Below are 23,651 nucleotides of genomic sequence, written 5' to 3'. Positions count from 1 at the left end.
GACAAACGCCCACCGGCGGCGACGCCCGGCGTCGTGGAGTGGCGTGGGCCCGACGCCGGCAGGTGGTGGCAGGCTTGCGGCATGGATGAGAACCCGCTGCTGATCGTGGACGGCGCCAACGTTGTGGGCTCCCGCCCGAACGGGTGGTGGCGGGACCGGGCCGGGGCCGCCGCCCGGCTGCGTGACTCACTCGCGCCGGTGGCCGCGACCGGCCTGCCCGCCCGGCTGGACGCGCCGGTCGAGGTGGTGCTCGTGGTCGAGGGCGCCGCGCGGGACGTGCCCGGCATCGACGACGTCCGGGTGGTCTCCGCCCCGGGTTCGGGCGACGACACGGTGGTCGAGTTGGTGCAGGCCGCGCCACGACGCCGCAGGCTCGTGGTCACCGCCGACCGGGAGTTGCGCGAGCGGGTCACCGCGCTTGGCGCCGAGGTGTACGGGCCCCGGTGGCTGCGCGACGCCCCCGCCAACAGGTGAGAAGTTCTCGCACTGGGACTCCCACAGAACGGACTCCCGGCACTTCAGGGCGGCAACCGGACAGCCGGGCAGGAACACCACCAGGGCGGAGGTTTTCCCACGATCGCCGATAGGCTCTAATGGAGGCCTCCCCGCCCCCAGGAGGTTGCACCGTGGCGAGCGTCGCCGAGCTGAAGGCTGCCATCGATGTCGCCCTCCAACAGATCGGTGACGGGCAGACAGCCGTGCAGGCCGCCGGGGAGAAGCTGTCCGAGGCCCAGCAGACCCTCGCGGGCGCGCTGGAGGGCAGCGGGCACGAGACGGTGGAGGCGGCCCAGGCGTCGCTGAGCCAGGCCAGCCAGGAGCTGGAGGAGTGTCTCGCCGCGACACTTGTCGCGGTCGAGCAGGCGCAGCTCTACGTCGCCACCCTGTAGGCGGTCGTGTCCATCATCGAGGACGTCGGCGGGCAGGTCCGCGCCGCCAGCGAGGAGTTCCCGGTGGGGCTGCTCGGGCAGGCGCTGGAGAAGTTCGGCCTGGCCGCGGAGCGGCTGCGCTGGGTCCGCCAGGAGTCGGCCAACCCGATGGGAGTGCCCGAGCTGTCCGCCGCCACCGAGCACGCCGAGAGCGCCAACTACGCGCTGCGGGTGGCGCAGGAGCAGCTCTCGGCGTACCTGGCAGCGATCGGGCTGGCCGCCGACGGCGCCCCGCCGCCCCGCCCGGAACGCCGCGACCCCCGCCACGACGCACCACCGTCGGAGGAGCCCACCACAGTGGCGCCGGAAGCGCCCGAGCAGGTCCGGATGCGCCGCTGGTGGGCGGTACGGGTGGCGGAGCTGACCGGCGGCAGCGACGGCGGCGCCGACGAGCCCGACGAACGGCTCGACGACTCCCAGGAGCTGCTGCGCCGGGTCGTACGCGGGGTGCGCGCCGGTGACCGGGACCGGCTGCGCACCGAGCTGCGTCGGGCGTCGGCCGACGTGGGCCTGGGCATGGCCGCGCTTGCCCCACCGCTGCTGCGCGAGCTGGCCGGTGAGCTGCTGGGGCATCCACCGCGCGCCGCCGACCTGGGGCGGCTGCGCGGTGAGCTGGACGGGCGGGTCCGCGACCTGCTTCCCGGACTACCGCCGCCGGTTCTGGAGACGCTGTTGACCCGGGTGTGCCGGATGCCGCCGCCGCGATCCTCCGGTGAGCCGCCGCACGCCGCCGACTCGGCGGTCACCGCAGGCGTGGCGACCGGGCTGCTGCTCGCCCGGCTGGGCCGGGACCTGCCCACCGGCGCGCAGCCGCCCCCCACCGGCCCGCAGGCTGCCACCGGCCCCCAGCGCACCGCCGGTTCGCAGCGCACCGCGAGCCCGCAGCCGGCGGGTGGCCACCGGGCCAGCGGCGCGCGGCAGCGCCCGGCCGCCTCCCCCGACGGCGGGGAGCGGCAGCACTCCGTCGGCCTGCCGCGTACCGGCAGTCCGTGGCGGGACGCGCCGGCCCGCCGGAGCTCCGATGGCTGACCGGCGCGGGCAGCTCGCCAGCCGGGTCCGGGACACGCTCGCCGAGGCGCTGGGCGCCACCCGTACCCGGCTGTCCGCCGCCCAGGCCGATCTGACCGCCGGGCGGGAGCGGTTGACCCGGATCCGCCGGGCCGCCGCCGCCGTGCCGGAGCGGGTGGCCGCCCAGCGGGACCGCCGTCTCGCCGAGATCGACAGCCGGTACGCCTCCCGGATCGCCGAGCTGGCCCGCCAGGCCGCCGACGCCGCCCGCCGCGAAGCGCCCGGCTGCGCCGGCGCCGACTGGCCGGGCTGGCAACCCACTCCCACCCGGCGGGCCGAGCCGCCCGGCGCGCTGCGGGTCGGCACGGTCCGGATCGACGACGTCGACCCGGTGCCCGCGCTGGTGCCGCTGCTCGACGCCGGGCACGTCCAGCTCACCGGCGACGACCGCGCCGGCTGCGACGCCGTCGTGTCCGCGCTGCTGCTGCGGGCCGCCGGCCGCGCCGAACCGGGCGCCATCCGACTGATCGGGTACGACCCGGAGCACCTCGGCGGCGGCCTGGCCGGGTTCGCCCCGCTGGGCACCGCGGGGCTGCTCACCTTCGTCGGCCCCGGCGGGTTGGGCCCGTTGCTCGACGACCTGGTCGAGCAGATCCGCCGGATCAACGAGACGGTGCTGGCCGGTGAGCACGGCTCGCTGCGCGACCTGGCCGCCGCGACCGGCCGGCGCCCCGAGCCGTGGCGGGTGGCGGTGCTGCTCGGCGGCGACGAACTCAACCGGCACGAGCGCGGGCAACTCGACAGGGTGGTCCGCACCGGAGCCGCCTGCGGGGTGCACCTCGTGGTCCGGGGCGTGCCGCTGCCGGACGACCCGACGGTGACCCGCGTGGTGGCCGACACGTCCGGCACCCGGATCGGCGGCCCGTCCGGCCTGCCGGTACGGCTGGACCCGCCGCCACCGGCGACGCTTGTCACCGAGACCTGCCGGTCGATCGCCGCCCAGGTGAACGCCGGACCGCCGCCGACCCCGTTCGACGAGCTGCTGCCACCGCCGGAGCTGATGTGGCGGGAGGACTCGGCCGGCGGCCTGACCGCGCCGATCGGTTCGGGGCCGCACGGCCGGCCCGTACGGCTGACTCTTGGTGACTATCCGCCGCACGCCCTCATCGGTGGGCCGTCCGGCACCGGCAAGACCAACCTGATCTTCGCCTGGATCGGCGCCCTCGCAGCCCGCTACTCCCCCGCCGAGCTGGAGTTCTATCTGCTGGACTTCAAGGAGGGGGTGTCCTTCGCCCGGTTCGCGCAGGGCCGGCGTGACCCGAGCTGGCTGCCGCACATGCGGCTGGTCGGCATCAACGTCAACACCGACCGGGAGTTCGGGCTGGCGCTGCTGCGGTTCCTCACCGATGAGCTGCGCCGACGGGCCGACGCCGCCAAGAAGCACGAGGTCACCAAGCTGGCCGAGCTGCGCGCTGTCGACCCGACGGGGCACTGGCCACGGATCGTCGCAGTGGTCGACGAGTTCCAGATGCTGCTGGCCGGCCGGGACGTCGTCGCCCGGGAGGCCGCCGACCTGCTGGAGGATCTGGCCCGGCGGGGTCGCTCGCAGGGCATCCACCTGGTGCTCGCCTCCCAGGACGTACGGGGCATCGAGGCACTGTGGGGCCGCCCGGCGCTTGTGGCCCAGTTCGCGTTGCGCATCGCGTTGCCCAAGGCGCTGCGGATCCTCGCCGAACGCAACGACGCGGCGCAGTCGCTGCCACGCTGGCACGCTGTGGTCAACGCCGAGTCGGGGATGGTGGAGGGCAACGAGATCGCCCAGATCCCGGCGGCAAGCGACTGGCAGACGTGGAGCACCCTTCAGCACCGCCTGTGGCGGATGCGCCCCGCCGACGCGGCGCCGGCCCGGCTCTTCGACGGCGACGCGGTCCCCCGGCTGGCCGAGGCGCCGGACTTCCGGGCGCTCGCCGTGCCGCCGGACGGGCGTACGCCCCGCAACCCGGTGGCCCTGCTCGGCGAGATCATCGACGTACAGGCCCGGTCGGCGGCGCTGCGGCTGCCCCGCGCCCCGGGCCGCAACCTCGCGGTGCTGGGCACCCGTGTCGACGAGGCGTGCGCGGTGCTGGACGCGGCGGCCCGGTCACTGGCCCGCCAGCACCCGCCGGGCACCGCCCGTTTCTCCATCGCCTGCCTGGACCCGGACGCCGACCCGATCGCCCGCGCGCTCTACGACGACCTTGCCGACGACGCCGCCTGGTACGACGAGGAGACCGTCGGCGAGCTGATGGCCGAGACCGCCGACGGGCTCACCGGCCCCGGCAGCCCGCACTATCTGCTGCTGTTCGCCGTCGACGCGGCGGCCGGGGCGCTTGCGGCGCGGGCCGGACGACGTACCGGCCTGGAGCAGTTGCGTCGGATCCTGCACGACGGGCCGGAGCGGCGGACCCACGTGCTGGCCTGGTGGCGGGGCGTGGCCCGGATGCGCGCCGACCTGGGTGGCCCGGCAGCCCGCACCGACCAGATCGGCGCCTGGGTGGCGCTCGACGCGCACGGCGGCGAGTTGGGCGCGTCGCTCTATCCGGGCACCGGCGGCCCGGACTGGTATCCCCGCCCGTGGCGGGGGCTCTTCTTCGACCGGGCGGTGCACCGCACCGGACAGGTGATCATCCCCTATGGACCGTCACGATGAACCAACCGGTGACAAGTGAGACGTACGCGGCGCAACTGCGGCGGCTGGCCGAACTGACCGCGCGGGTACGCGAACAGCGCGCCGAGGCGCACACCTGGCACGAGCGGCAGTGCGCGGCCGCCGAGCAGGCCGTCGCCGACGCCACCGAACAGGTGCGGCTCGCCGAGGAGGAGCTGATCGCCGCCCGCGAGGAGCAGGAACGCGTCGACGCCGAGGTGGCACACCTGTGGCAGCAGGTACGGACGCGGCTTGGCGTCCGGCGTCTCTCCGGCCCACCGGTACCGGCCAACGGTAGCGGCGCCACCGACCCGGTGTTGCTGCTCACCCGGGCACGGGACCTGATCAACCGGGCGGGGCAGCCCGGCGAGCTGCCCGGCTCGGTCAACCCTCTGCTGGCGCTCTCCGGAGTGGCCGGCGCGGTGCTTGCGTACGCGTTGGGGGTGGGCGCGCGGGCGCTCGGCGTCGGGTACGGCGGGGACCTGGAGGTCGGGATGCCGGTGTTGGCGCTTGTGGTGACGCTGTGCGGGCCGCTGATCGGGCTGGTGCCGGCTCGGGTGCTGGCCGACCGCCGGCACGCGGTGCTCGGGCCGCGCCCGATCATCGTGGTGCTCGGCGCCGGCCTGCTCACCACCGCGCTGCTGCTGGTGCTCGGCCGCTGAGACCGCCCTGACGCACTGCCGTCCACAGCGGGCTGTCGCATAGCCGACCAGCGAGAACGCGAGTCGGGGCCGGATCTCCGATACGGTACGCGCGATGGTCAGCTTCTTCCTCAGCTGTCACCGCGACGACGACAGCTTCGTGGCGCGGTTGATCGACGACGCGCTGACCGCCCGATTCGGCAGCGCGAGCGTCTTTCGCCCCCCGTCGGCCATAGCCGACGCCGGCCGCTTGCGCCGCCTGGCGAAGTCCACGGCGATGATCGCCGTGATCGGATCGCGGTGGCGTGCCAGCGTGGACGGGCCGGCGTGTGGTCCCTCGGACGCCGTCGGCCAGGAGGTGGAGACCGCCTTCGCGCTGGACGTCCCGGTCATTGGCGTGCTGGTGGACGACGCGGAGCAGCCGACCGAGGCAGATCTGCCCCCCGCCCTACGGCCACTCGGCGACGCGCGGTTCTGGCGGGTCCGCGTGCCGAGCGCCTATTCGGACAACCGTCGGCTCGTCGACGACCTCGCCACCATCGTCGTGACGGACACCGCCGCCACCGGACGGTCGGTGCCGGTGCTGCTCGACGAGGCGCCGGTGCGGCTGGCCATGCCGCCGCCCGCACCCGGGGCGGCAGTCGTCTACTCGACCCGTACCGGCGATCTGGAGGTCGCCGAGGCTGCCACGCCGAGGCTGTGGTCACCCGGCGACGTCGCCAGGTATTCGACGCGGTACGAGGTGGACACCGACGAACACCGCGTCGTTCTCCACGTCCCGCTGCCGTCGAAGGACTTCGGGCGCCACTTCCGGGCGTCGATCGCCGCCGTGTTCCGGGTGACCGACCCGGCGCAGGTCGTCCGGCGTGCGGTGTCGGACGCGGTGCCCCCGGTCCGCGCCTTCCTGCTGGACACCTGCCGACCGATCACCTGGCAGTTCGGCGTCAGCGAGATCGGCGACGCCGCAGCCGCCGTCCGGGAACTGCTCGACTCCGACCTGCTCGCACCTGGCGGAATCACCCTCCGATCGGCGCGCACGCGGCTGGAGCCCGGCACCGGGGACACGGACAGGTGGTCCCGGTGGGAGCGAGCGAGTGTGGGCGCGTTCAGCTGGAGGGTGCGCCACCATCGCAGGCCGGGAGCCGGTCGGACGCCCCCGGTAATGGGCGCCCGCACTCGACCCGGGTCGAGTGCGGGCGCCCGGCCGCAGCCCACGCGGCTGCTGGTGGCACGCGCGCCCGCCCAGGTGCCGGTGAGTCAGGACCTGAGCGTCGACGTCCGGCTCGTCACCGAGGGCCGGACGGTGCACCCGGACGCTGCTATCGCCCGGATGAAGAGCCTCGTCGTCCTCGACGCCGGCACACCGGTCACCGTCACCGTGCACGCACCCGCCGGCCTGCGCGCCGAAGGGCCGCTGCAACAGACAATGCTGGTCCGGCCGGGCGAGGACCCGCCGCCGATCCGGTTCGGCTACAGCGCGCGTACCCCCGGATTGCATCGCCTCGACGTGACGGCCTGGGCCGGCGGCACCTTCCTCGCCGAGGTGTCCGTCGAGGTGTCGGTGGCAGCCGGCGGCCCGTTCCGGGACGGGCAGCCGAGGCGGGCGTCGTTGCCGACCCCGCGCGCGCGGCCGGGCGAGGTCACAATGGAGGTCCGGTTCGACGGCACCCGGTACACGTTCCAGTTGCGCTCCGACCATGGCGTGCTGTTCGCACCGGTCGTCGAGTCGGTCACCAACGCGCCCACGGCGGCGGTGGAGAACGCCATCCGGGAGCTGCAGCAGGTGGCCCGGGGCGGCTCCCGTGACAGCGCGACAATGACCCGCCAGGTCATCCGGTCCGCCGGCATCCAACTGTGGTCGGAACTGGTGCCGCGCGAGATCCAGGACCAGTTCTGGCAGGTCCGAGGCAGCATGAGCGCCTTCACGATCGCCACGGACTACGACGTGGTGCCGTGGGAGTTGCTCTATCCGCTCAGTGCCCAGCAGGACGCCGGTTTCCTCGTCGAGCAGGTCCCGGTGGTACGGCGCACATACGGGCAGCACGCGACAGCGGCGATCGGCCTGGACAACCCGCGTTTCGTGCTGCCGGCGAAGGCACCCACCGGAGCGCACGAGGAGGTCGCGGCGATCCGGGCGATCCTCGGGGCGGGCGACGGCGAGCCGATCACCCGGGCGGACGAGCTGCTCGACCTGATCAACTCCGGGTCGCTCGGGGCCATCCATTTCGCCTGCCACAACACGTTCTCGGCGGACGGCTCGTTCATCGACCTGGACGGCGGACGGATCCGGCCGTCCCTGCTGGCAGAGGCGAGCATCCGCCAACCGCTGCGGGCCGCCGTTCCGCTGGTCTTCATCAATGCGTGCCGCAGCGCGGGCGTGACCCCGACGTACACCAGGATGCTCGGGTGGGCGCAGCAGTTCATGGCGTCCGGTGCCGGCGCATTCGTGGGCACGCTGTGGGCGGTGCGCTCGGAGAGCTCGGCCCGCTTCGCGACGACGTTCTACCAGGCGCTGGCCGAGGGCGAGACGCTCGGCGCGGCGGCCCTCGCGGCGCGCACCGGGCAGCAGGACGACCCCCTCGACCCGACCTGGCTGGCCTACACCGTCTACGGCGACCCGTTCGCCACCGCCGCCTGACCGGGCCGGCGGTCCCCCACCCACGCAGAAGGACATGTGCGGCATGGACGTGATCGACGACAGCGTTCCCGTTGACGAGTTGGTGTCGGCCGTGAAGAGCGCGGTGAAGCGGGCCGGCATCTCCAGCACCGACACGCACCGGGACCTGCGTGTCGCGTCGGTGCAGCTGACCCTCAGCGCCGTCGCCACCACGAAGCTGGGCGGTGGCCTGGACTTCCGGGTGCCGGTGATCGGTTGGAAGGTCAAGGTGGGCGGCAGCCACTCCCGGCAACGCACGCACACCATCGACATCACCCTCGTGCCCGAAGACCTCCCGGACCAGCACGAACTGCGTGACGCCGCGGTCGAGGAGACCCTCGTCGACGCGATCACCACGATCCGCGCGGCGGTCGCCGCCGGCACCAGTGGCGACGACCCGCTGGTGCTCAGGGCTGGCACTGTGGAACTCGTCTTCGGCGTCACCGACCAGGGCACGATCTCGGTGGGCGCGGAGGGCGAGCTGACCGACGAGGTCACGAACACGCTCCGGATCGAGCTGGTCGCGGCGGCCTGAGCCGCAGACGCCACGCCACGTTCAGGCCGGAACCACGACTGCCACGTTCAGGCCGGGACCAGGACCGCCTCCCTCAGCAGGCGGCGGGCCAGGGTGACCCGGTCGGCGTCGTCGGGCAGGCCGGGCAGGTCGCCGACCCGGGTGACGGCTCCGGTGAGCAGCGCCCGAACCGCCGGCTCGCAGCCGACCGGCAGGGTGATGGTGCGGTCGAACAGGCGCAGCGCCACAGTGTCCGCCCCGTGCGGCACGAGCTGCCAGCGCAGGCCGGGGCGCAGGGCGAGCCGGGACTCCGCGTCGAGGGCGTCCAGCGCGGCGGCCTGGGCCAGCGGGCGGATCGGCGCCGGGCGGGCTGCCGGCCAGGCGCGCTGGCGCAACCGCGCCGCGACCGCGCCGGGGTCGGCGCGCAGCAGCCAGTCGCGCAGCGCCTCCACGGTCTCGGTCAGCTCCGGCTCGATGGCCTCCGGGTCGGCGACGTCGGTGCCGAACGGCAGGCTGGCTCGCAGCCGCTGATCCTCGGCGGCAAGCGCCAGCAGTTCCTCGACCAGGGCGTAGCGGGTCAACGCCCGGACGCCCACGGTCAGATGCAGCGAGCTGGCCTCCTGCGCCTGGGCGCTGTGCAGCCAGCCGCGCGGCAGGTAGAGGGCGTCGCCGGGGGCGAGCACCACGTCCAGCGCGGCGGGGCCCTGCGCTGTGGCGCCAACCTCGTGGGCACGGCCACCCCACTGTTGCTTCTCCAGCGGGTCGAGCAGCACCGGAGGGTGGATCCGCCAGTGCTTGCGCCCGTCGACCTGGAGCACGAACACGTCGTGGGTGTCGTAATGGGTGGCGAAGCCCTGGCTCCCAGCCGGGGTGAGGTAGGCGTTGACCTGTAGCGGCTGATTCAGCGCGAGCCCGAGGTCGCGGGCGAAGTCGACGATCGGCGGCCAGATCCGGTGCAGCCCCTGCAACACGAGTGTGGCGCCGGCGGCGTACTGCTCAAGGACCCGCTCGTCGAGCACCTGGTCGCCGATCTCGGCGCCGGCGCCGCCACCGCCGGTGAAGCGGGCCGCCGGCACGATCTGGCCGTCCTTGGCGACGCGCAGGAACGGGGTACGCAGACCGCGTCGGCTCAGCAGCTCGTCGGCGTCGGCGGGGCTGAGCAGGTCGGTGAAGCCCGCCGGGTCGGGAAGGTCGGCGGCGCGGGACAGCAGCGGCGTGTGGCCCCAGTGTGCGGCGGCGAACTTTGCCGGCTCCACCGAGACGCAGCGCGCCAGCGCCGCGGTGGCGTCGGCGGACGGAACCGCCGGGCGGCTGCGGCCGCCCGGCGGGTCGAGATCTGTCACGACTGTGCCTTACCGGGCGCTGCCGTCAGCGCCACCGTCCTGCTGGCCAGGGGTAGCGCCGCCGTCGGCCGGGCCCTCCGCGCCGCCGTCGGCACCACCGTCGTGCTGACCGGGGGTCGCGCCACCGTCGGCCGGACCCTCCGCGCCACCGTCCGCGCCGCCGTCGTGCTGGCCGGGGGTCGCACCGCCGTCGGCCGGGCCCTCCGCGCTGCCATCGGCACCACCGTCGTGCTGACCGGGGGTCGCGCCACCATCGGCCGGGCCTTCCAGGCCACCGCCACCGGTGGTCTGCATGTCGTCATCGTTGAGTGCCATGGGAACTCCCTCGGATGTGCCGCCCCGCCGTACGCCGGGGTTCGTCGTGCAGCGGGTGGTACCCCACACGCGATCTTCTCTAACCCACACCGTAGACGCCGAAACAGGGCGACACGGGCAGTTCACCGACGGCGGGCCCGGGTGCCAGGATGGGGCGGTGATCCTGGTGGGCACCTCCGGTTGGCAGTACCGGGACTGGCGGGGCCGCTTCTACCCGCAGCAACTGCCCCAGCGGCTCTGGCTGGAGCACTTCGCGGCCGGCTTCGCCACCGTCGAGGTCAACAACGCCTTCTACCGGCTGCCGGAGCGGGACACGTTCGCCGCGTGGCGGGCGCGTACGCCGGCGGACTTCTGCGTGGCAGTGAAGATGAGCCGCTATCTCACCCACATCAAGCGGCTGCGCGAGCCGGCGGAACCGGTGGCCCGCTTCCTCGGCCGGGCCACCGCGCTCGGCGACCGGCTCGGTCCGGTGCTGCTGCAACTGCCACCGAACCTGCGGGCCGACGTCGACGCCCTCGACGCGACGCTGCGGCTGTTTCCCGCCGAGGTGCGTGTGGCCGTCGAGCCGCGACACCCGTCGTGGTGGACCGACGCCACCCGGGCGGTGCTGGAACGCCGGCGCGCGGCGCTGGTCTGGGCCGACCGGCTGGGTCGACCGGTGGCCCCGCAGTGGCGTACGACGGACTTCGGCTACCTGCGGCTGCACGAGGGGCGGGCACGGCCGTGGCCCCGCTACGGCCGCGCGGCGCTCGGCTCGTGGGTGCGCCGGCTCACCGACGCGTTCGGCGCGGACGAGCCGGCGTACGTCTATTTCAACAACGACCCCGGCGGCGCTGCCATCGTGGACGCTGTCGCCTTCGCCGCGCTCGCCCGCAAGGCCGGGCACCCGGTGTCCCGGGTGCCGTCGCCCGCCTCCGACGACTGAGCCCGCCCGACTGTCGTCGGGCGGGCGTCCGGCCGCAGCGTGTCACGGCAGCATCATGGCGAGATCCTTGGGCATCGTGTCCTTCACGTCCTGCCACTCGCCCTGGGTGACGTGCCGACGCAGGGTGTCAAGCACCACCTGCGCCACCCGCTCGGGGCCGCCCTGCACGTCGTACGGGAAGCCCTGGCGGACCTCGTAGAGGAAGTCGTCCCGGTTGAGTTTGATCGGGACGTCCGACGGGTTCCAACCGTCGAAGTAGATCCCCCGCACCAGGACCGGCAACTGCTGGGCGAACTCGACGCTCTCGTTCACCGGCAGCCGGTCGCGCAGCAGGTGCAGGACGGTGCGCAGCGCCGCGTACGACTGGTTGCGCCGCTCCTTGGGCCACCCGTAGGCGGACTCGATGTCCTTGAGGATCAGGTTCGTCTTGTCCAACGAGGACTCAAACGCCGAGATCATCGTGTCAGCCATCGGTCGTCCCCCGTTCCGTGATGTCCCACCGTCTGTCGTCGGTACGTCGCGGCGGTCCCGCCGGCCCGCGACGGGCCCGTACCGGGCTGCCCTGCGGGGCGCGCCGGGCGTTGTCGGCAGTGCCGACCACGCGCAGGACGGCGCCACGCCGCCGATCGCTCACCACTCGAACAGTCATCGGTGTCACCTCCGTGTCGTCTGCGGCGCATGGTCGCCACCGGCGACCCCACGCACCCCTGCACAGTGCCGGTCAGAGGGGTGAGCCGGCCCCACCCGGATCGGGTGAGCCGGCCCGTCAGGCGGTGTCGAGGAGCCCGGCGAGGGTCTTCGCGTTCGTCTGCGCGTAGTCCCTGTAGCAGTTGTTCATGAGCACGTGGGTCTGCCCGGCCTCGTCGGCCAGTTCGCGCAGCTTCGGCGCCCAGTCCGCCAGCTCCCGTTTCGAGTAGTGATAGCCGAACTTCTCGTGGATGTCCTTGCTGGTCCACTTGTCGCTGTGGCCGTGAAAGCGCATCACCGCGAGGTCTCCGGTGACGGCAAGCACCGGGGGCACCGACGAGCGGTGGCCCTGCGGCATGTCCACGCACACGTACGACAGCCGGTGCTCGCGCAGGAAGGCGAGCGTCTCGTCGGCGTTGTCGCCGTCGAACCAGGAGGCGTGCCGGAACTCGTAGACCGGACGCAGCGGCTCGCAGCGCCTGGCCACCTCCAGCAGGTACTCCTTGTTGGCCCGCTTGATGGTGAACCAGGGCGGGAACTGGAACAGCAGCGCACCCAGCTTGCCCGCCTCGACAAGCGGGTCCAGTGCGGACAGGAAACGGGTCCACACCTCCTCGTACGACTGCGCGGGCAGGTCGTCGGGGTAGACGTTCTTCTTGTCGGTGTCCGGCCGCAGATCCTTGTACAAGGCGTTGACCCGGGTCGGATGCCCGGTGAGCATGCTGAACGCCTTGATGTTGAACGTGAAGCCGGCCGGGGTGCGCTCGGCCCACAGCCGCGCGGTCGCCTCGGCCGGCGGCGAATAGTAGGTGGCGTCCACCTCGACGAGCGGGAACTGCCGGGCGTAGTAGGCCAGGCGTTTCTCCGGGTTGTCCGCCGTCTGCGGATACCAGCCGGAGTCCAGCAGGGTGCGGTCGGTCCACGACGCGGTGCCCACGAGAATGTCACCCATGTGTTGAGTCCATCGTGTCGCGGACCGACCGGCAACCGCTGGCGTCGCTCAGGCCGCCCGCCGTTCGCGGGTCTGCTTGCAGGTCACGCACGTGGTGGCGGCCGGGAAGATCTCCAGTCGTTCCACTGGGATCGCCGCCGAGCAGCCCTCACACCAGCCGTACGTGCCTTCGGCGAGCCGACCGAGCGCGTGCTCGTACTGGGCGCGCCGGTCCAGGATGGTCCGCAGCAGCGACTGGGCGGTGTCCCGCTCGGCCGTCTTGGTGCCACTGTCGGCCTGGTCGTCGCCAGCGGTGTCACCGACCTCGACCAGGCGCAGCACCTGGCTCTGGAGAACCGTCTGCTCGTACTCCGCGGTCAGCTCGTCGTAGCGCGCCTGGAGGGAAAGCCGGATCTGGTCGATCTCCGTCTGGGAACGGCCCGTACCGACCGTGTCGTGGACGAGCATCGCTGCCTGCCTTTCCTGGGCCTGGTGGCTCAAGGTGAACCGGGTGCCGGCGGCGGAAAGCCCCGGTCACGGTCGCATCCGGTACGCGGGCGGTCACCCACGCTCTGTGAGCCGGGCGAGTACCCGCCGGGGACGCCGGCCAAACCGGCGAAATTCTCGCCTCGTTTCAGCCATCGACGGCTGGTTCGACGAGCGCGGGGTGTCGAGGGTCGTCGGCCCGCACCACCACGTCGGCGAAGCTGGCGGGGACGACCTCCTCGGCGTACCTGTCGAAGGCCGGAAGCGTCCACTCCTGGGCCTGCGCGGTGCGGCGGCGCAACGCCGCCGGCGACAGCTGAAGGTGGACTGTCACGTCGAAGGGCAGGCTACCGCCGAGCAGCAGCGCGCCGCTGACCAGAACCACACCACCGGGGGGCAGTTCGACGTAGTTGGCGCGGCTGGCCCGGTCGGCGGTCGCGTCCCACAGCGACGGCAGCAGCCGGCCGTCGCCGCCGGGGCCGGCCGGGTCGAGCACCTCACGGCGTAGCCCCGGCTCGTCGACCCAGCCCTCGTAGTAGGAGTCCGGGTTGGTCCGGCCGAGTTCGAAGCGCAGCGAGGCGGGCCGCAGGAAGTCGGCGGCGCGGACGTGCAGCACCGGGCGTCCCCGGGCGCGCAGCGGGTCCACGAGGGCCTCGGCCAGTTCGTCCGGGCCGGCGGCGGGAGCGCCGTCGACGGCTACCCGCAACCGGGCAGGCTCGGCCTCGGTGGCGGCTTCGACGAGCCGGCCGGTCAGCTCGGCGACGAGCAGGTCGGGCGAGATGGGACGGATACGCACCGGACCATCCTGCCCCGCGTGGGACAGGCGGAGGGCGGCGGTCAGCCGGTGCGGTCGATGGTGACGCGGGCGTCGTCGGCCAGCCGGTAGCCCACGCCGTAGACGGTGGTGACAAGGGGGACGTCCACGCCGACCTTGCCGCGCAGCCGGCGGACGTGCACGTCGACGGTACGCACGCCCGCGTGCTCGTAGCCCCACACGGCGTTCAGCAGTTGCAGCCTGGTGAACACCCGCCGGGGATGGGCGACCAGGTGCAGCAGGAGGTCGAACTCGAGGCGGGTCAGCGGCAGCGGCTCGCCGTCGCGCAGCACCGACCGGGACGCGGCCAGGATGTGCAGGGCGGGGATGGTCGGGGTGAGCGCTCGGGCCGGCGACCTCGTGGCCGGCGGCGTGTCAGGGCGACGCTCGGCCGGGACCGCGTTGACGACAACGCCCTCACCCTGCTCGAGCATCTCGCGGGCCGCCTCGAGCAGCCGTCGTGCCGGTGCGGTCAGTGACTCCTCGCAGGCCAGTGGAATGGACAGCGTCACAGTGAGCATCGGTGCCACGGTGCTCGCCGGACGGCGCTGGCCGCCAGGGGGTCGACCGGGAACCGCGGGTTGCGACGTGTGCCATCCGGCGCGCGACGAGGCAGGGCTGACCGACATGGTCCTCCTTGGGCTGGTCCGGGTATCTCCCCACGGCCCGGGACGCCGCTCCATCGATGCTTCCCGGCGCCTGAGCGAGGGTCAAGAGGCGGCTGCGTTGCATGAATGTGACAATTGACGAACACATCGCAGCCAGACGCTCGCTCTGCGTGCGACGTCAGATGATTACAGCAGAGCCGCCAGGATGCCCCGATACGGGGGTCCCCGTCCTGTTCACCGGGTCGCCGCGACCCGCCTCCGATCGGCCGCCCGCCCGCTGGTCAGCGAGTGTGGTCCACGCTGATCCGCGCCTCGTCGGCCAGCCGGTAGCCCACCCCGTGGACTGTGGTGACCACCTCCACGCCGTCCAGCTTGGCGCGCAGGCGACGTACGTGCACGTCCACGGTGCGGACGACCGCATGCTCGTAACCCCAGACGTTCGACAGCAACTGGAGCCGGGTGAAGACACGGCGCGGGTGCTCGGCCAGAAACAGCAGCAGGTCGTACTCGATGCGGGTCAGCGCCACCACCCGGTCACCGCAACGGACCGCCCGCGAGCCGGCCAGGATGAGCACGTGGTCGGAGTCGGCGGCGGCGGTCGCGGGCGGCGGCGCCGGTGCGACGACGGCGGCGGTCGCGGGCGGCGGCGCCGGTGCGACGACGGCGGCGGTGCCGGTGGTGCTCAGCTGCCCCTCGCCGGCCTCGGCCAGTTCGCCGAGCAACTGCACCAGCCGGGCCAGCCGGGGGCTCAGCGGCCCGGGGGTGAGATCCAGCGTGATGGTCAGGGTCGGGCCGGTGCGCTGGCGGCTGGGGCGGGCCACCGGGTGGGGACGCGTGGGGATGGCGACGACGGACATGGTGCCTCCTGAGATGGCGGTACGCCCGCCACGCCCGGTGCGGCGTGACGGTCAGCGGCGCGCCCAGCCGGCGGTGACCGGGGACGCGAGGGGGGACGCGTGGTGCAGCGGGGTCGGGCCGAGGGCCGGCAGGCCGGCGATCCGCCAGGCCGCGAAGCCACCGTCGACGTCGGTGGCCCGGTGCAGGCCGATGTCCTGCAACGCGGCGGCGGCCAGCGACGAGGTGTAGCCCTCCTGGCAGAGGATCACCACCGGCACGTCGTAGTCGACGGCCTGGGGCAGGCGGGACGGACAGCGCGGGTCGAAGCGCCACTCCAGCACGTTGCGTTCGACAACGAGGGAGCCCGGCACGACGCCGTGCGCGGCCCGCTGTGCGGCCGGCCGGATGTCGACAAGCAGGGCGCCGGCCCGGTACGCCAGGTGTGCCCGCTCCGGGTCGAGCCTGTCGAGTCGGGCGCGGGCGGCGGCCAGGATCTCGTCGATGCCGCGGGAGCCCGGTGGCGGCACGGGAGCCGGACAGTGGTCGGCGATGACCTGCATTATCGGGTTCCTTCCGGTGACGGGGGTGATTCGGTGCCGACGGTCGCTCACCAGGACCGGCCGGCCTCGGCGACCTCGGCGGCGCGCAGACGGCCGTCGACGAGGTCGTAGCGGGTCATCCGGCGCAGCGCCGGCCGGTAGACGTGGACGCTCACCGCTGGCGTCACACCCCGGTTGGTGACGACGTGCACGTGCCGGGAGCCGAAGCGGCGACCGGAACCGGCGGGCAGCAGCCGGGGGCTCAGTCGTCCTCCGCTTACCGTCTCCTCGGTGAGCGCTCCGGCGACCACCCGGAACGCGCCTGCGGACCCGCCGTGGTCGTGCAGGTCGGTGCCCTGGCCGGGCAGCCAGCTCAGCGCCCACACCTCGTGGTCGACGCCGGTGGCGAGCCGGGCGTACCAGCGCTGCACGGGGTCGAATCGCAGTGCGACCGGCCACCTGGTCGGGTCGGCCCATTCGGCGGCGACGGCCAGCAGGTCGGTGTCCGTGCGGTAGTGGATCATCGGTGTTTCCTCGCGGGTCGTTCGACGGGGTGCCTCCGTACTCTAGCCGTCAAACCCTATAGGTTTAGTAGGTAATTTCACATGCCGGGACACCAGCCCTCGGGCCACGGTTCAGCGCAACACCGGTGGGTCCACCCGGTAGCCCGGCACCGACGGCCACCGCACTGTCAGCACCGTCGACGCCACCTCGGCGTACCAGGAGTGATCCACCCCCCGGCCCCACACCACGTAGTCACCCGGCGCGGCCAACCGCACCGTCCGGTCCGGTAACTCGACCCGGAAACAGCCCTGCACGAGGACGAGAAGCGTGGTCCGACGCTCCCCGGTGGCCCACCGCGACCGCGCCTCCCCCGGCCGGTGCACACCCCACTTCACCTCGACGTCGGTGCTGTGCCGGATCTCCCCCGGCGGCGCGAAGTGCCCGAGCAGCCAGCCCGCGTTGCCGGCGCCGTCCACACCCGCGTTGCCCACGTAGACCGTCTCGCCCATCGGACCCTCCCCCAGCCTGCCGGCCGAGCAACCTATCAGGACGCCGACGGCTAGCCTGGACCGGTGACCGACGACCTTGACGCCGAGACCCTCGCGTTCGCGCACCGGATGTTCGACCTGGCCCGCGCCGGCTCCACCGAGGAGCTGGCCGCCCAGATCGACGCCGGCCTGCCGGTCAACCTCACCAACGACAAGGGCGACACGCTGCTGATCCTGGCCGCCTACCACGCCCACCCGGACACGGTGGCCGCCCTGCTCGACCGCGGCGCCGACCACACCCGCACCAACGACCGGGGGCAGACCGCGCTTGCCGCCGCCGTGTTCCGCAGCAGCGCCGACGCCGTCCGCGCGCTGCTGGCCGCCGGGGCCGACCCGGCGTACGGCAACCCGTCGGCGGCCGACACCGCGCAGTTCTTCAACCTGCCGGACATGGCTGAGCTGCTCCGGGCGGGCTGACGCCGACCCCGACCGACCGGTATACAGGGGCGATGGAAGGTCCCCTGTCCGAGCAGATGCGCGCCGCCGGCACCTCGCTGCTGGCCGCTCTCGACCCCCCGGCTCGCGCCGCCGCCGGCTACGCGTTCGACGACGATAACGCCCGCCGCTGGCTGGAGTACCGACCACGCCCCCGCCCCGGCGTCAGCCTCGCCGACCTGGACATCGCCGGGCGCAAGGCCGCGCACCGGCTCCTGGCCACCGCGCTCAGCCCTTCGGCGTACGCGCAGGCGATGGCAATCATCGCGCTGGAAGAGGTCCTCGATCGGGCCGAGGGATGGCGGCGCGGGCGACACAGCGGCGACTACTGGGTGGCAGTCTTCGGTGATCCGGCACGCGACGACCGGTGGGCGTGGCGGCTGGAGGGCCACCACCTGTCGGTGACAATGACCGTGGTGGACGACCAGGTCTCCCCCGCCCCGATCTTCTTCGGCGCCAACCCGGCCGCCGTCCGCTATGCCGGACGCCCCGTCTCCCGGCCGCTCGGCGTCGAGGAAGACCTCGCCCGCGACCTCCTCGACGCGCTCGGGCCCACCGAACGGGCCGCCGCGATCATCGCCGACGAGGCACCGGCGGACATCATCAGCGCTACCCGCCCCCACGTCGACGGCCCACTGGAGCCACTCGGCGTACCTGCCGACCGGCTCCGCCCAACCGGACGCGCGCTGCTGCACCAGATCGTCGCGCTCTACCTGGACCGGCTGCCGCCCGAACTGGCCACCGCGGAGGCTGCCCGCCTCGACGCCGGCCAGCTGCACTTCGCCTGGGCCGGCCCGACCCGACCGGGCCAGCGGCACTACTACCGGGTGCAGGGCCACGACCTACTTATCGAGTACGACAACACGAGCGAGGACGGCAACCACGCGCACACAGTGCTCCGCCGCCCCGCGAGCGACTTCGGCACCGACGTCCTAGCAACCCACCACAAGTCCCACCCCCACTAACGCCCGCCGCGCCGCGCCGCGCTTGCCGATGACCATGCCGCCGACCCCGGCCGGCATCAGCCCAGACGCCGTGCCGCGTCGATCATGGAGTTGTGGTGGGCGGCGCGCCCCGATACGTCGCTTTTGTGAGGCACCACAACTCCATGATCGACGGTGCGGGGAATCAGGGGCGGGTGGCTTCGATGAGGAAACGTTCGGCGTGGGCCACGAAGGAGCCTTCGGTGGTGATACGGCGATGCAGGGCCAGCAGCGCGGGACGGTGGGCCTGCACGGTGAACCCGGGCACCGTCCAGATCACCTTGCGGAGGAACCAGACCACCGCGCCGATGTCGAGGAAGACCGCACGCAGCCTGGCCCGCCGCAGGTCGACCACCCGCAGTCCGGCTGCCTCGGCGTCGGCAACCGCCTGCTCGGGGTGCCGCGTTGCCGGCGCTGGCAACGGACCGAGGATCGCCTCGCTCAGCTCCCGCATGGTGCCCGGCCCGATCTGCTGCGACAGGTACGTCCCACCCGGGCCCAGCACCCGCGCCGTCTCCACCCAGTCGGTACGCACCGGATGCCGGCTCACCACCAGGTCGAAGGAATCGTCACGAAACGGCAGCGCCGACTCCGGGGCGACAGCCACCACCGTCGCGCCGACCCGCCGCAGCGTCCGGCGGGCCACCTCGACGTTCGGCGGCCACGCCTCGGTGGCCACCAGCACCTTCGGGGGATGTGGCACCTCGGCGAGCACCTCACCTCCGCCGGTGTCCACGTCCAGCGCGGCAGTAGCGCGGACCATCCGGTCGGCGACCAGCCGCGCGTACCCCCAGGGCGGCCGCTCCTCGGTTGCCCGGCCGGCCAGCCAGTCGAAACCCCAGCCGTCGACGGGCGCGGTGGCGGCCTCGGCGATCAATTCCTCGACGTCGCGGGTGTCGTTCATGGCGGTCAGCCTCGCCGGCCGGCGCCCCGGCCGGCAAGCCATTTGCCTTTGGCTGACCGGACCCGCATCCCGTCCGTCACCGATTTCGCACCACCTGGCCGCACCGCACCGCACCGCACCGCACCGCACCGAGCTGACAGAGCAGGGCCTAGCCATGCCGGCCGGGGCGGGGAAGGCCAGGGCAGGCGGGGCGGCTGGGCCGGGCGGGCCGGAGGGCGGGGCCGGGTTGTGGCGGGGCGGTCAGGGGCGAGGACGGACGATTTCTACTGTGGAACCGGCGAGCGCGTCGAAGCTGCCGGCCTCGGCCCGGCCCGCGTCGAACTGGCGCATGAGCCGCGCGCCCAGGTGCACCCCGACCCCGCCGATGGCCAGGGCGACCAGTTCGGTGACCAGGATCGCGACCGACGCGCCGCGCTGCGGAGACTGCGCCCGAACGAGGCAGGCGATCAGGAACATGCCGGCCATCGCCGCGTTGGCCAGGTTGAAGGCGATCGCGGTCCGACGGGTACGGTCGCCCGGCACGTCCCACAGGTCGATCATGCCGGCCACCACTGTGAGCGCGGCGGCGACAAGCGCGGCGACGCCCGTCCAGTAGCCGACCTCACCGAGGAACGCCGGCCCTCCGATGACGTCGGTGAAATCGAAGACGGTGGCGCTGACAAAGAGCCCCATCGGGAACGTCACAAGCATCGGTTGGATTGGATGCCCCTGCACCCGCAGCCGGCTCTGCATCGGTCCTCCCCAGGTTTGTGCAGCTCAGGAATTCAGAGTGCTACCCGGGTCATCCGATTGTGAAACGATTCCGCCCGGCTCACCACCGACCGGAACAACGGGCACGCCCACCCGACACATTGATCGACTCGACTTCCTGGAAATCGGGGTGTCCGGATCGCGAGGACACCCCGATTACATGAAACCCGAGTCGATCATGGGCGGGCGCGGCGCGGCGCTCGGCGATCAGCTCTCGCGGGGACGGGAGACCGTGCGGACGAGGCGTTCCGCCACCTGGCGCAGCGGGATGTCCAGCGACGAGGCGGCGGCGCGCAACACGCCGAGGGCCTCGGCCGGCGGGCAGCCGCGCTGCGTCATGATCACGCCCACGGCCTGCCCGACCACCCCGTCGAGCAGAAGCGTGGCGTCCCGCTCGTCGGCGAGGACCTGCTGCCGACCCCGGTCGCGTACGGCGGCAAGCAGCAGGCCAGCGTGTTCGGCGAGCAGCATCGCTGTCAACTGGTGCTGCGGGGTGAGCATGTCCGGGGCGCCGGCGTACAGGTTGATAGCCCCGATCACCTGGTCGTCGATGTCGACCGGTGCGGAGATCACGCCGCGTACGCCGAGGTCACGGGCACGTGCGGTCCAGACCGGCCAGCGCGCCTCGGCGGCCAGGTCGGCGGCGAGGATCATCTCGCGGCGCTGGATGGCGCTCATGGCCGGCGAGTCGGGGCCGTGTCGCAGGTCGTCGAGGCCGGCCATCCGCTCGTCGGAGGCGGCCACACCTGCCGGCTCGCCGGCCCGCAGCGCGGTGAACCCACACCAGCGGACGCCAGCCACCGCGTCCCGGGTGATCCGGACCAGCGCCAGCAGGGCCTCATCGAAATCGGTCAGCGCGATGAGGCCGGCGGTCAGTTCCCGCAGCAGTGCGGCGGTCTCCAACACGCCGAGTCGTTCGACGACCGGTTCCCGCGTGTCCAGGTTCACCGGCGCACTGCCCTCGTGCGCCCTCGTATGTGTCCCGCCGACGTCGTCACGTGTGCCATCGTCTGCTCTCTTCTGAACTTGACCGACCCGCCCTACTACCCTCGCAAACCGGGATCGAAACGGCGAACCCGGGGCCTCCCCGACAGGCGGGACGTGCCGCGGAGCCCTGAACGCCCGACCGGAGACCCGATGACCAGCACCGCCACAGCCCCGACGCCGCGCGGACGCCCGACCGAGGAACGCACGCCCGCTCCTCGAACGGTCACGCGCCGACCCCAGCGCCGCAGAACCCCGACCGGCACACGAACGCGCGATCGGGGCCCTGCGGACGGCGGGGCAGGTCGGATCAGCGCGAGGCGCCGCTGAGCCGCCGTCCCACCGAGGCGATCAGCCGGTCCAGCTCGGAGCCGAACGGGTTGTCGTGAACCAGGTACGTCCAGGTGGCGGTCGGCCGGACCAGGGTGCTCTCCTCGGGCTCCCAATCCTCGTCGAATTCGGTCTCCTCGAAGGTGGCGAGGGTACGGGCTTCGATCTCCGGCACGAGGTTGTTGAACGCCGGAACGGCCGCCCGGTGGAACTCGTCGAGCGGGTCGAGCCGGCCCAGCGCGCGCAGGTGCACACCCTCGCGGACCTCGGACAGCTCGGCCAGGTGCTCGGCCCACAGCCGGTCCAGGTGGTAGAGCGCGATCGACCGGGCGGCGCGGGCGAGCAGGTCCTCGTCCATCTCGCCGGCCTTGTCGGGCATCTTGTCCAGCAGCATCAACGCGGCCACGTCGCTGGTGAGCAGACGCTCCCGGCGCTCGGCGAGGGCCTTGCGCTGCTGCTCGATCACGACGCTGTAGCGCCAGGTGTTGCGGTGGATCTCGTGGTTGACGCCCTCGGCGACCCGCTGGGCGTGCTCGACGGCGTAGTCCACCTGCTCGTCGGTGACGAGCCCGTCCGCGTTCATCCGGGGCGAGGCCGGCACCGAGTCGGAGGCGTGCCGCACGACCAGGTCGTCCTCCAGGCTGACGAAGAAGACCGAGCCACCGGGGTCGCCCTGACGGCCGGCGCGGCCGCGCAGCTGGTCGTCGACCCGGCGGCTGTCGTGCCGGCCGCTGCCGATCACGTAGAGCCCGCCCAGCTCGGCGACCCGATCCTGGTCGGACTGGTCGCTGCCGCCGAGCCGGATGTCGACGCCCCGACCGGCCATCTGGGTGGAGACGGTCACCGCGCCGTACGCGCCGGCCTCGGCGATGATCGCCGCTTCCTCGTCGTCGTTCTTGGCGTTGAGCACCACGCAGGGCACACCGGCGGCGTTGAGCCCGGCGGCGAGCCCTTCGGACTCCTTGACGTCCAGTGTGCCGATCAGCACGGGCCGGCCCTTGGCGTGCCAGCGCTGGATCTCGTCGATGAGCGCCTCGTCCTTCTCGGCGCGGGTGGCGTAGATGCGGTCCGGCTCGTCCTCGCGGACACACGGGGTGTTCGGCGGGATCACCGCGACCTCCAGGCCGAAGAACTCCCGCAGCTGGTCGCCGACAAGCACCGCCGTGGCGGTCATGCCGCACACCTTGGGGTAGAGCGCGATGTACGCCTGCACGGCGATGGTGCCGAGCACCTCGCCTTCGGCTGTGGCGTCCAGCCCTTCCTTGGCCTCGACGGCCGCCTGGAGCCCGTCGGGCCAGCGGCGGCGCTGGGCCACCCGGCCGCGCATCTCGTCGATCAGCTCGACCGAGCCGTCCCGGACGATGTAGTCCACGTCGCGGTGCAGCAGGGCGTGCGCGTGCAGCGCCACGTTGACAGCGGAGAGCTGCGCGACGTGCTCCTCGTCGTACAGGTCGATGCCGAGCTTGGCCTCGACGGCGGCCAGGCCGGTGGCGGTGAAGGCGACGCTGCGCCCGTCCTCGGCGACCGTGTAGTGCCGGTCCTTGCGCAGGCCGCGGACGAGCGCGGCGGCGGCGTGCACCGGGTCCTGCTCGCCTGGTACGGCGCCGGCGAGGACCATCGGCACCCGCGCCTCGTCGATCATGATCGAGTCGGCCTCGTCGACGATCGCTGTGGTCAGCGTCGGCTGCACCCGGTCGGCCACGTCGGTGACCAGCTGGTCGCGCAGGTAGTCGAAGCCAGCCTCGCTGACCGAGACGTAGGTGACGTCGCACGAGTAGGCGTCGCGCCGCTCCTGCGGGGTGGACGCCTCGTTGACCCACCCGACCGTCAGGCCGAGCAGCTTGTAGACGGGCTCCATCCACTGGGCGTCGCGGCGGGCCAGGTAGTCGTTGACGGTGAGCACGTGCACCGGCCCGTTGCCGAGCCGGACGTGCCCGTACGCGGCGATCGTGGCAGTAAGGGTCTTGCCCTCACCGGTCGCCATTTCGGCGACCTTGCCGGACAGCAGCGACATCGCGCCGAGCAGCTGCACGTCGTACGGCCGCTGGTCGAGGCCCCGGCGAGCGGCCTCGCGGCCGACGGCGCAGATCTCCTCGTACCCGGCGGCGACGCCTGCGGCCTCGGTCAGCTCGGCGTCGTCGAGCGCGACGAGGTCATCCTCGCGCGCCGCGATCGCCGGCAGCAGCTTCTCCAGCGGAGCAAGATCCACGGTGTGACCGGGGCGCTGCAGGAACCGCCGGAACTTGCTCTTGAACCGTTGCGACACACCCATGAGCGGCAACGGTACGCGATTCGAG

General features: G+C 73.0%; 26 protein-coding genes. 10 read left to right on the top strand and 16 right to left on the bottom strand.

Annotated features, from left to right (window positions below; translation table 11 throughout):
• Positions 1 to 81: 81 nt before the first annotated feature.
• The 7 genes from ACPXB1_RS18375 (at position 82) to ACPXB1_RS18345 (ending at position 8,452) form a co-directional block, all read left to right on the top strand.
• Positions 82 to 474 carry a hypothetical protein gene (locus tag ACPXB1_RS18375; protein ID WP_355594788.1) on the top strand — a complete coding sequence of 131 codons (393 nt, stop codon included), beginning with the start codon at positions 82 to 84 and terminating at the stop codon, positions 472 to 474.
• Between the two features lie 152 nt (positions 475 to 626).
• Positions 627 to 887, top strand: coding sequence for a hypothetical protein (locus ACPXB1_RS18370; RefSeq protein WP_053655789.1), 261 nt, complete (start codon positions 627 to 629; stop codon positions 885 to 887).
• Between the two features lie 6 nt (positions 888 to 893).
• Positions 894 to 1,955, top strand: a complete 1,062-nt coding sequence (locus ACPXB1_RS18365; protein WP_425735575.1) for a hypothetical protein — start codon at positions 894 to 896, stop codon at positions 1,953 to 1,955.
• On the top strand, positions 1,948 to 4,623 hold the full coding sequence (locus tag ACPXB1_RS18360; protein WP_355594792.1) for an FtsK/SpoIIIE domain-containing protein: 2,676 nt from the start codon (positions 1,948 to 1,950) through the stop codon (positions 4,621 to 4,623). Before ACPXB1_RS18365 ends, ACPXB1_RS18360 begins: the two co-directional genes overlap by 8 nt.
• The gene (locus ACPXB1_RS18355) at positions 4,620 to 5,282 is read left to right on the top strand and encodes a hypothetical protein (protein ID WP_355594794.1); all 663 of its coding nucleotides are present in this window, start codon (positions 4,620 to 4,622) and stop codon (positions 5,280 to 5,282) included. The genes ACPXB1_RS18360 and ACPXB1_RS18355 overlap by 4 nt, the downstream gene beginning before the upstream one ends.
• A 94-nt stretch (positions 5,283 to 5,376) precedes the next feature.
• On the top strand, positions 5,377 to 7,899 hold the full coding sequence (locus ACPXB1_RS18350; protein ID WP_425735574.1) for a CHAT domain-containing protein: 2,523 nt from the start codon (positions 5,377 to 5,379) through the stop codon (positions 7,897 to 7,899).
• 43 nt (positions 7,900 to 7,942) lie between these two features.
• Complete coding sequence (locus ACPXB1_RS18345) at positions 7,943 to 8,452, top strand: trypco2 family protein (protein WP_355594820.1); 510 nt, start codon at positions 7,943 to 7,945, stop codon at positions 8,450 to 8,452.
• Between the two features lie 47 nt (positions 8,453 to 8,499).
• On the opposite strand, the gene ACPXB1_RS18340 is transcribed toward ACPXB1_RS18345, so the two are convergent.
• Both ACPXB1_RS18340 and ACPXB1_RS18335 read right to left on the bottom strand, forming a co-directional pair.
• Complete coding sequence (locus ACPXB1_RS18340; RefSeq protein WP_355594822.1) at positions 8,500 to 9,774, bottom strand: cupin domain-containing protein; 1,275 nt, start codon at positions 9,772 to 9,774, stop codon at positions 8,500 to 8,502.
• Positions 9,775 to 9,783: 9 nt separating this feature from the next.
• The gene (locus tag ACPXB1_RS18335) at positions 9,784 to 10,089 is read right to left on the bottom strand and encodes a hypothetical protein (protein ID WP_355594824.1); all 306 of its coding nucleotides are present in this window, start codon (positions 10,087 to 10,089) and stop codon (positions 9,784 to 9,786) included.
• Positions 10,090 to 10,246: 157 nt separating this feature from the next.
• Here ACPXB1_RS18335 and ACPXB1_RS18330 point away from each other — a divergent pair, with 157 nt between their 5' ends.
• A complete protein-coding gene (locus ACPXB1_RS18330; RefSeq protein WP_197281527.1) occupies positions 10,247 to 11,014 on the top strand; it encodes a DUF72 domain-containing protein in 768 nt (255 codons plus the stop codon).
• 42 nt (positions 11,015 to 11,056) lie between these two features.
• On the opposite strand, the gene ACPXB1_RS18325 is transcribed toward ACPXB1_RS18330, so the two are convergent.
• The 10 genes from ACPXB1_RS18325 to ACPXB1_RS18280 all read right to left on the bottom strand — a co-directional run bounded on the left by ACPXB1_RS18325 (position 11,057) and on the right by ACPXB1_RS18280 (position 16,929).
• Positions 11,057 to 11,485 carry a DUF2267 domain-containing protein gene (locus ACPXB1_RS18325; protein ID WP_355594826.1) on the bottom strand — a complete coding sequence of 143 codons (429 nt, stop codon included), beginning with the start codon at positions 11,483 to 11,485 and terminating at the stop codon, positions 11,057 to 11,059.
• Entirely contained in the window at positions 11,478 to 11,663 is a 186-nt protein-coding gene (locus ACPXB1_RS18320; protein WP_355594828.1) for a hypothetical protein, read from the bottom strand. Before ACPXB1_RS18320 ends, ACPXB1_RS18325 begins: the two co-directional genes overlap by 8 nt.
• 117 nt (positions 11,664 to 11,780) lie before the next feature.
• Positions 11,781 to 12,653 carry a DUF72 domain-containing protein gene (locus ACPXB1_RS18315; protein ID WP_355594830.1) on the bottom strand — a complete coding sequence of 291 codons (873 nt, stop codon included), beginning with the start codon at positions 12,651 to 12,653 and terminating at the stop codon, positions 11,781 to 11,783.
• A 48-nt stretch (positions 12,654 to 12,701) separates the two neighbouring features.
• Entirely contained in the window at positions 12,702 to 13,100 is a 399-nt protein-coding gene (locus ACPXB1_RS18310) for a TraR/DksA family transcriptional regulator (RefSeq protein WP_053655776.1), read from the bottom strand.
• A 166-nt stretch (positions 13,101 to 13,266) separates the two neighbouring features.
• Positions 13,267 to 13,914: a uridine kinase gene (locus ACPXB1_RS18305; protein ID WP_355629608.1), complete on the bottom strand. Its 648-nt coding sequence runs from the start codon at positions 13,912 to 13,914 to the stop codon at positions 13,267 to 13,269.
• Between the two features lie 41 nt (positions 13,915 to 13,955).
• The gene (locus ACPXB1_RS18300; RefSeq protein WP_355629606.1) at positions 13,956 to 14,561 is read right to left on the bottom strand and encodes a winged helix-turn-helix domain-containing protein; all 606 of its coding nucleotides are present in this window, start codon (positions 14,559 to 14,561) and stop codon (positions 13,956 to 13,958) included.
• A gap of 260 nt (positions 14,562 to 14,821) precedes the next feature.
• Entirely contained in the window at positions 14,822 to 15,325 is a 504-nt protein-coding gene (locus ACPXB1_RS18295) for a winged helix-turn-helix domain-containing protein (protein ID WP_425735596.1), read from the bottom strand.
• Positions 15,326 to 15,448: 123 nt separating this feature from the next.
• Complete coding sequence (locus tag ACPXB1_RS18290) at positions 15,449 to 15,937, bottom strand: rhodanese-like domain-containing protein (RefSeq protein WP_355629600.1); 489 nt, start codon at positions 15,935 to 15,937, stop codon at positions 15,449 to 15,451.
• A 47-nt stretch (positions 15,938 to 15,984) separates the two neighbouring features.
• Complete coding sequence (locus ACPXB1_RS18285; protein WP_355629598.1) at positions 15,985 to 16,440, bottom strand: cysteine dioxygenase; 456 nt, start codon at positions 16,438 to 16,440, stop codon at positions 15,985 to 15,987.
• Between the two features lie 111 nt (positions 16,441 to 16,551).
• Positions 16,552 to 16,929 (bottom strand): signal peptidase I, encoded by a 378-nt coding sequence (locus ACPXB1_RS18280; protein WP_355629595.1) that lies wholly within the window; start codon positions 16,927 to 16,929, stop codon positions 16,552 to 16,554.
• A gap of 63 nt (positions 16,930 to 16,992) precedes the next feature.
• Between ACPXB1_RS18280 and ACPXB1_RS18275 the strand changes: the two genes are divergently transcribed.
• Both ACPXB1_RS18275 and ACPXB1_RS18270 read left to right on the top strand, forming a co-directional pair.
• Positions 16,993 to 17,385, top strand: a complete 393-nt coding sequence (locus tag ACPXB1_RS18275; protein ID WP_053655767.1) for an ankyrin repeat domain-containing protein — start codon at positions 16,993 to 16,995, stop codon at positions 17,383 to 17,385.
• A 32-nt stretch (positions 17,386 to 17,417) separates the two neighbouring features.
• Complete coding sequence (locus tag ACPXB1_RS18270) at positions 17,418 to 18,368, top strand: DUF3500 domain-containing protein (RefSeq protein ID WP_355629592.1); 951 nt, start codon at positions 17,418 to 17,420, stop codon at positions 18,366 to 18,368.
• A 163-nt stretch (positions 18,369 to 18,531) separates the two neighbouring features.
• Here ACPXB1_RS18270 and ACPXB1_RS18265 read toward each other — a convergent pair whose 3' ends face one another.
• The 4 genes from ACPXB1_RS18265 to secA2 all read right to left on the bottom strand — a co-directional run bounded on the left by ACPXB1_RS18265 (position 18,532) and on the right by secA2 (position 23,626).
• A complete protein-coding gene (locus tag ACPXB1_RS18265; protein WP_355594848.1) occupies positions 18,532 to 19,290 on the bottom strand; it encodes a class I SAM-dependent methyltransferase in 759 nt (252 codons plus the stop codon).
• 240 nt (positions 19,291 to 19,530) lie between these two features.
• Positions 19,531 to 20,022, bottom strand: a complete 492-nt coding sequence (locus tag ACPXB1_RS18260) for a DUF2231 domain-containing protein (protein ID WP_355629590.1) — start codon at positions 20,020 to 20,022, stop codon at positions 19,531 to 19,533.
• A 225-nt stretch (positions 20,023 to 20,247) separates the two neighbouring features.
• On the bottom strand, positions 20,248 to 20,988 hold the full coding sequence (locus tag ACPXB1_RS18255; RefSeq protein ID WP_355629587.1) for a GAF and ANTAR domain-containing protein: 741 nt from the start codon (positions 20,986 to 20,988) through the stop codon (positions 20,248 to 20,250).
• Positions 20,989 to 21,334: 346 nt separating this feature from the next.
• Positions 21,335 to 23,626, bottom strand: coding sequence for an accessory Sec system translocase SecA2 (gene secA2 / locus ACPXB1_RS18250; RefSeq protein ID WP_425735573.1), 2,292 nt, complete (start codon positions 23,624 to 23,626; stop codon positions 21,335 to 21,337).
• Positions 23,627 to 23,651: the final 25 nt, after the last annotated feature.

This window comes from Micromonospora sp. DT68, assembly GCF_049847245.1.
Lineage (GTDB): Bacteria > Actinomycetota > Actinomycetes > Mycobacteriales > Micromonosporaceae > Micromonospora > Micromonospora profundi.
This window is presented reverse-complemented; position numbering and strand designations above follow the sequence as displayed.

Coding starts and splice junctions, on each gene's coding strand:
- ACPXB1_RS18350 (WP_425735574.1), top strand. CDS start 5,377: ATGGTCAGCTTCTTCCTCAGCTGTCACCGCGACGACGACAGCTTCGTG.
- ACPXB1_RS18320 (WP_355594828.1), bottom strand. CDS start 11,663: ATGACTGTTCGAGTGGTGAGCGATCGGCGGCGTGGCGCCGTCCTGCGC.
- ACPXB1_RS18335 (WP_355594824.1), bottom strand. CDS start 10,089: ATGGCACTCAACGATGACGACATGCAGACCACCGGTGGCGGTGGCCTG.
- ACPXB1_RS18355 (WP_355594794.1), top strand. CDS start 4,620: ATGAACCAACCGGTGACAAGTGAGACGTACGCGGCGCAACTGCGGCGG.
- ACPXB1_RS18270 (WP_355629592.1), top strand. CDS start 17,418: ATGGAAGGTCCCCTGTCCGAGCAGATGCGCGCCGCCGGCACCTCGCTG.
- ACPXB1_RS18265 (WP_355594848.1), bottom strand. CDS start 19,290: ATGAACGACACCCGCGACGTCGAGGAATTGATCGCCGAGGCCGCCACC.
- ACPXB1_RS18285 (WP_355629598.1), bottom strand. CDS start 16,440: ATGATCCACTACCGCACGGACACCGACCTGCTGGCCGTCGCCGCCGAA.
- ACPXB1_RS18345 (WP_355594820.1), top strand. CDS start 7,943: ATGGACGTGATCGACGACAGCGTTCCCGTTGACGAGTTGGTGTCGGCC.
- ACPXB1_RS18375 (WP_355594788.1), top strand. CDS start 82: ATGGATGAGAACCCGCTGCTGATCGTGGACGGCGCCAACGTTGTGGGC.
- ACPXB1_RS18325 (WP_355594826.1), bottom strand. CDS start 11,485: ATGGCTGACACGATGATCTCGGCGTTTGAGTCCTCGTTGGACAAGACG.
- ACPXB1_RS18310 (WP_053655776.1), bottom strand. CDS start 13,100: ATGCTCGTCCACGACACGGTCGGTACGGGCCGTTCCCAGACGGAGATC.
- secA2 (WP_425735573.1), bottom strand. CDS start 23,626: ATGGGTGTGTCGCAACGGTTCAAGAGCAAGTTCCGGCGGTTCCTGCAG.
- ACPXB1_RS18280 (WP_355629595.1), bottom strand. CDS start 16,929: ATGGGCGAGACGGTCTACGTGGGCAACGCGGGTGTGGACGGCGCCGGC.
- ACPXB1_RS18300 (WP_355629606.1), bottom strand. CDS start 14,561: ATGTCGGTCAGCCCTGCCTCGTCGCGCGCCGGATGGCACACGTCGCAA.
- ACPXB1_RS18315 (WP_355594830.1), bottom strand. CDS start 12,653: ATGGGTGACATTCTCGTGGGCACCGCGTCGTGGACCGACCGCACCCTG.
- ACPXB1_RS18290 (WP_355629600.1), bottom strand. CDS start 15,937: ATGCAGGTCATCGCCGACCACTGTCCGGCTCCCGTGCCGCCACCGGGC.
- ACPXB1_RS18260 (WP_355629590.1), bottom strand. CDS start 20,022: ATGCAGAGCCGGCTGCGGGTGCAGGGGCATCCAATCCAACCGATGCTT.
- ACPXB1_RS18360 (WP_355594792.1), top strand. CDS start 1,948: ATGGCTGACCGGCGCGGGCAGCTCGCCAGCCGGGTCCGGGACACGCTC.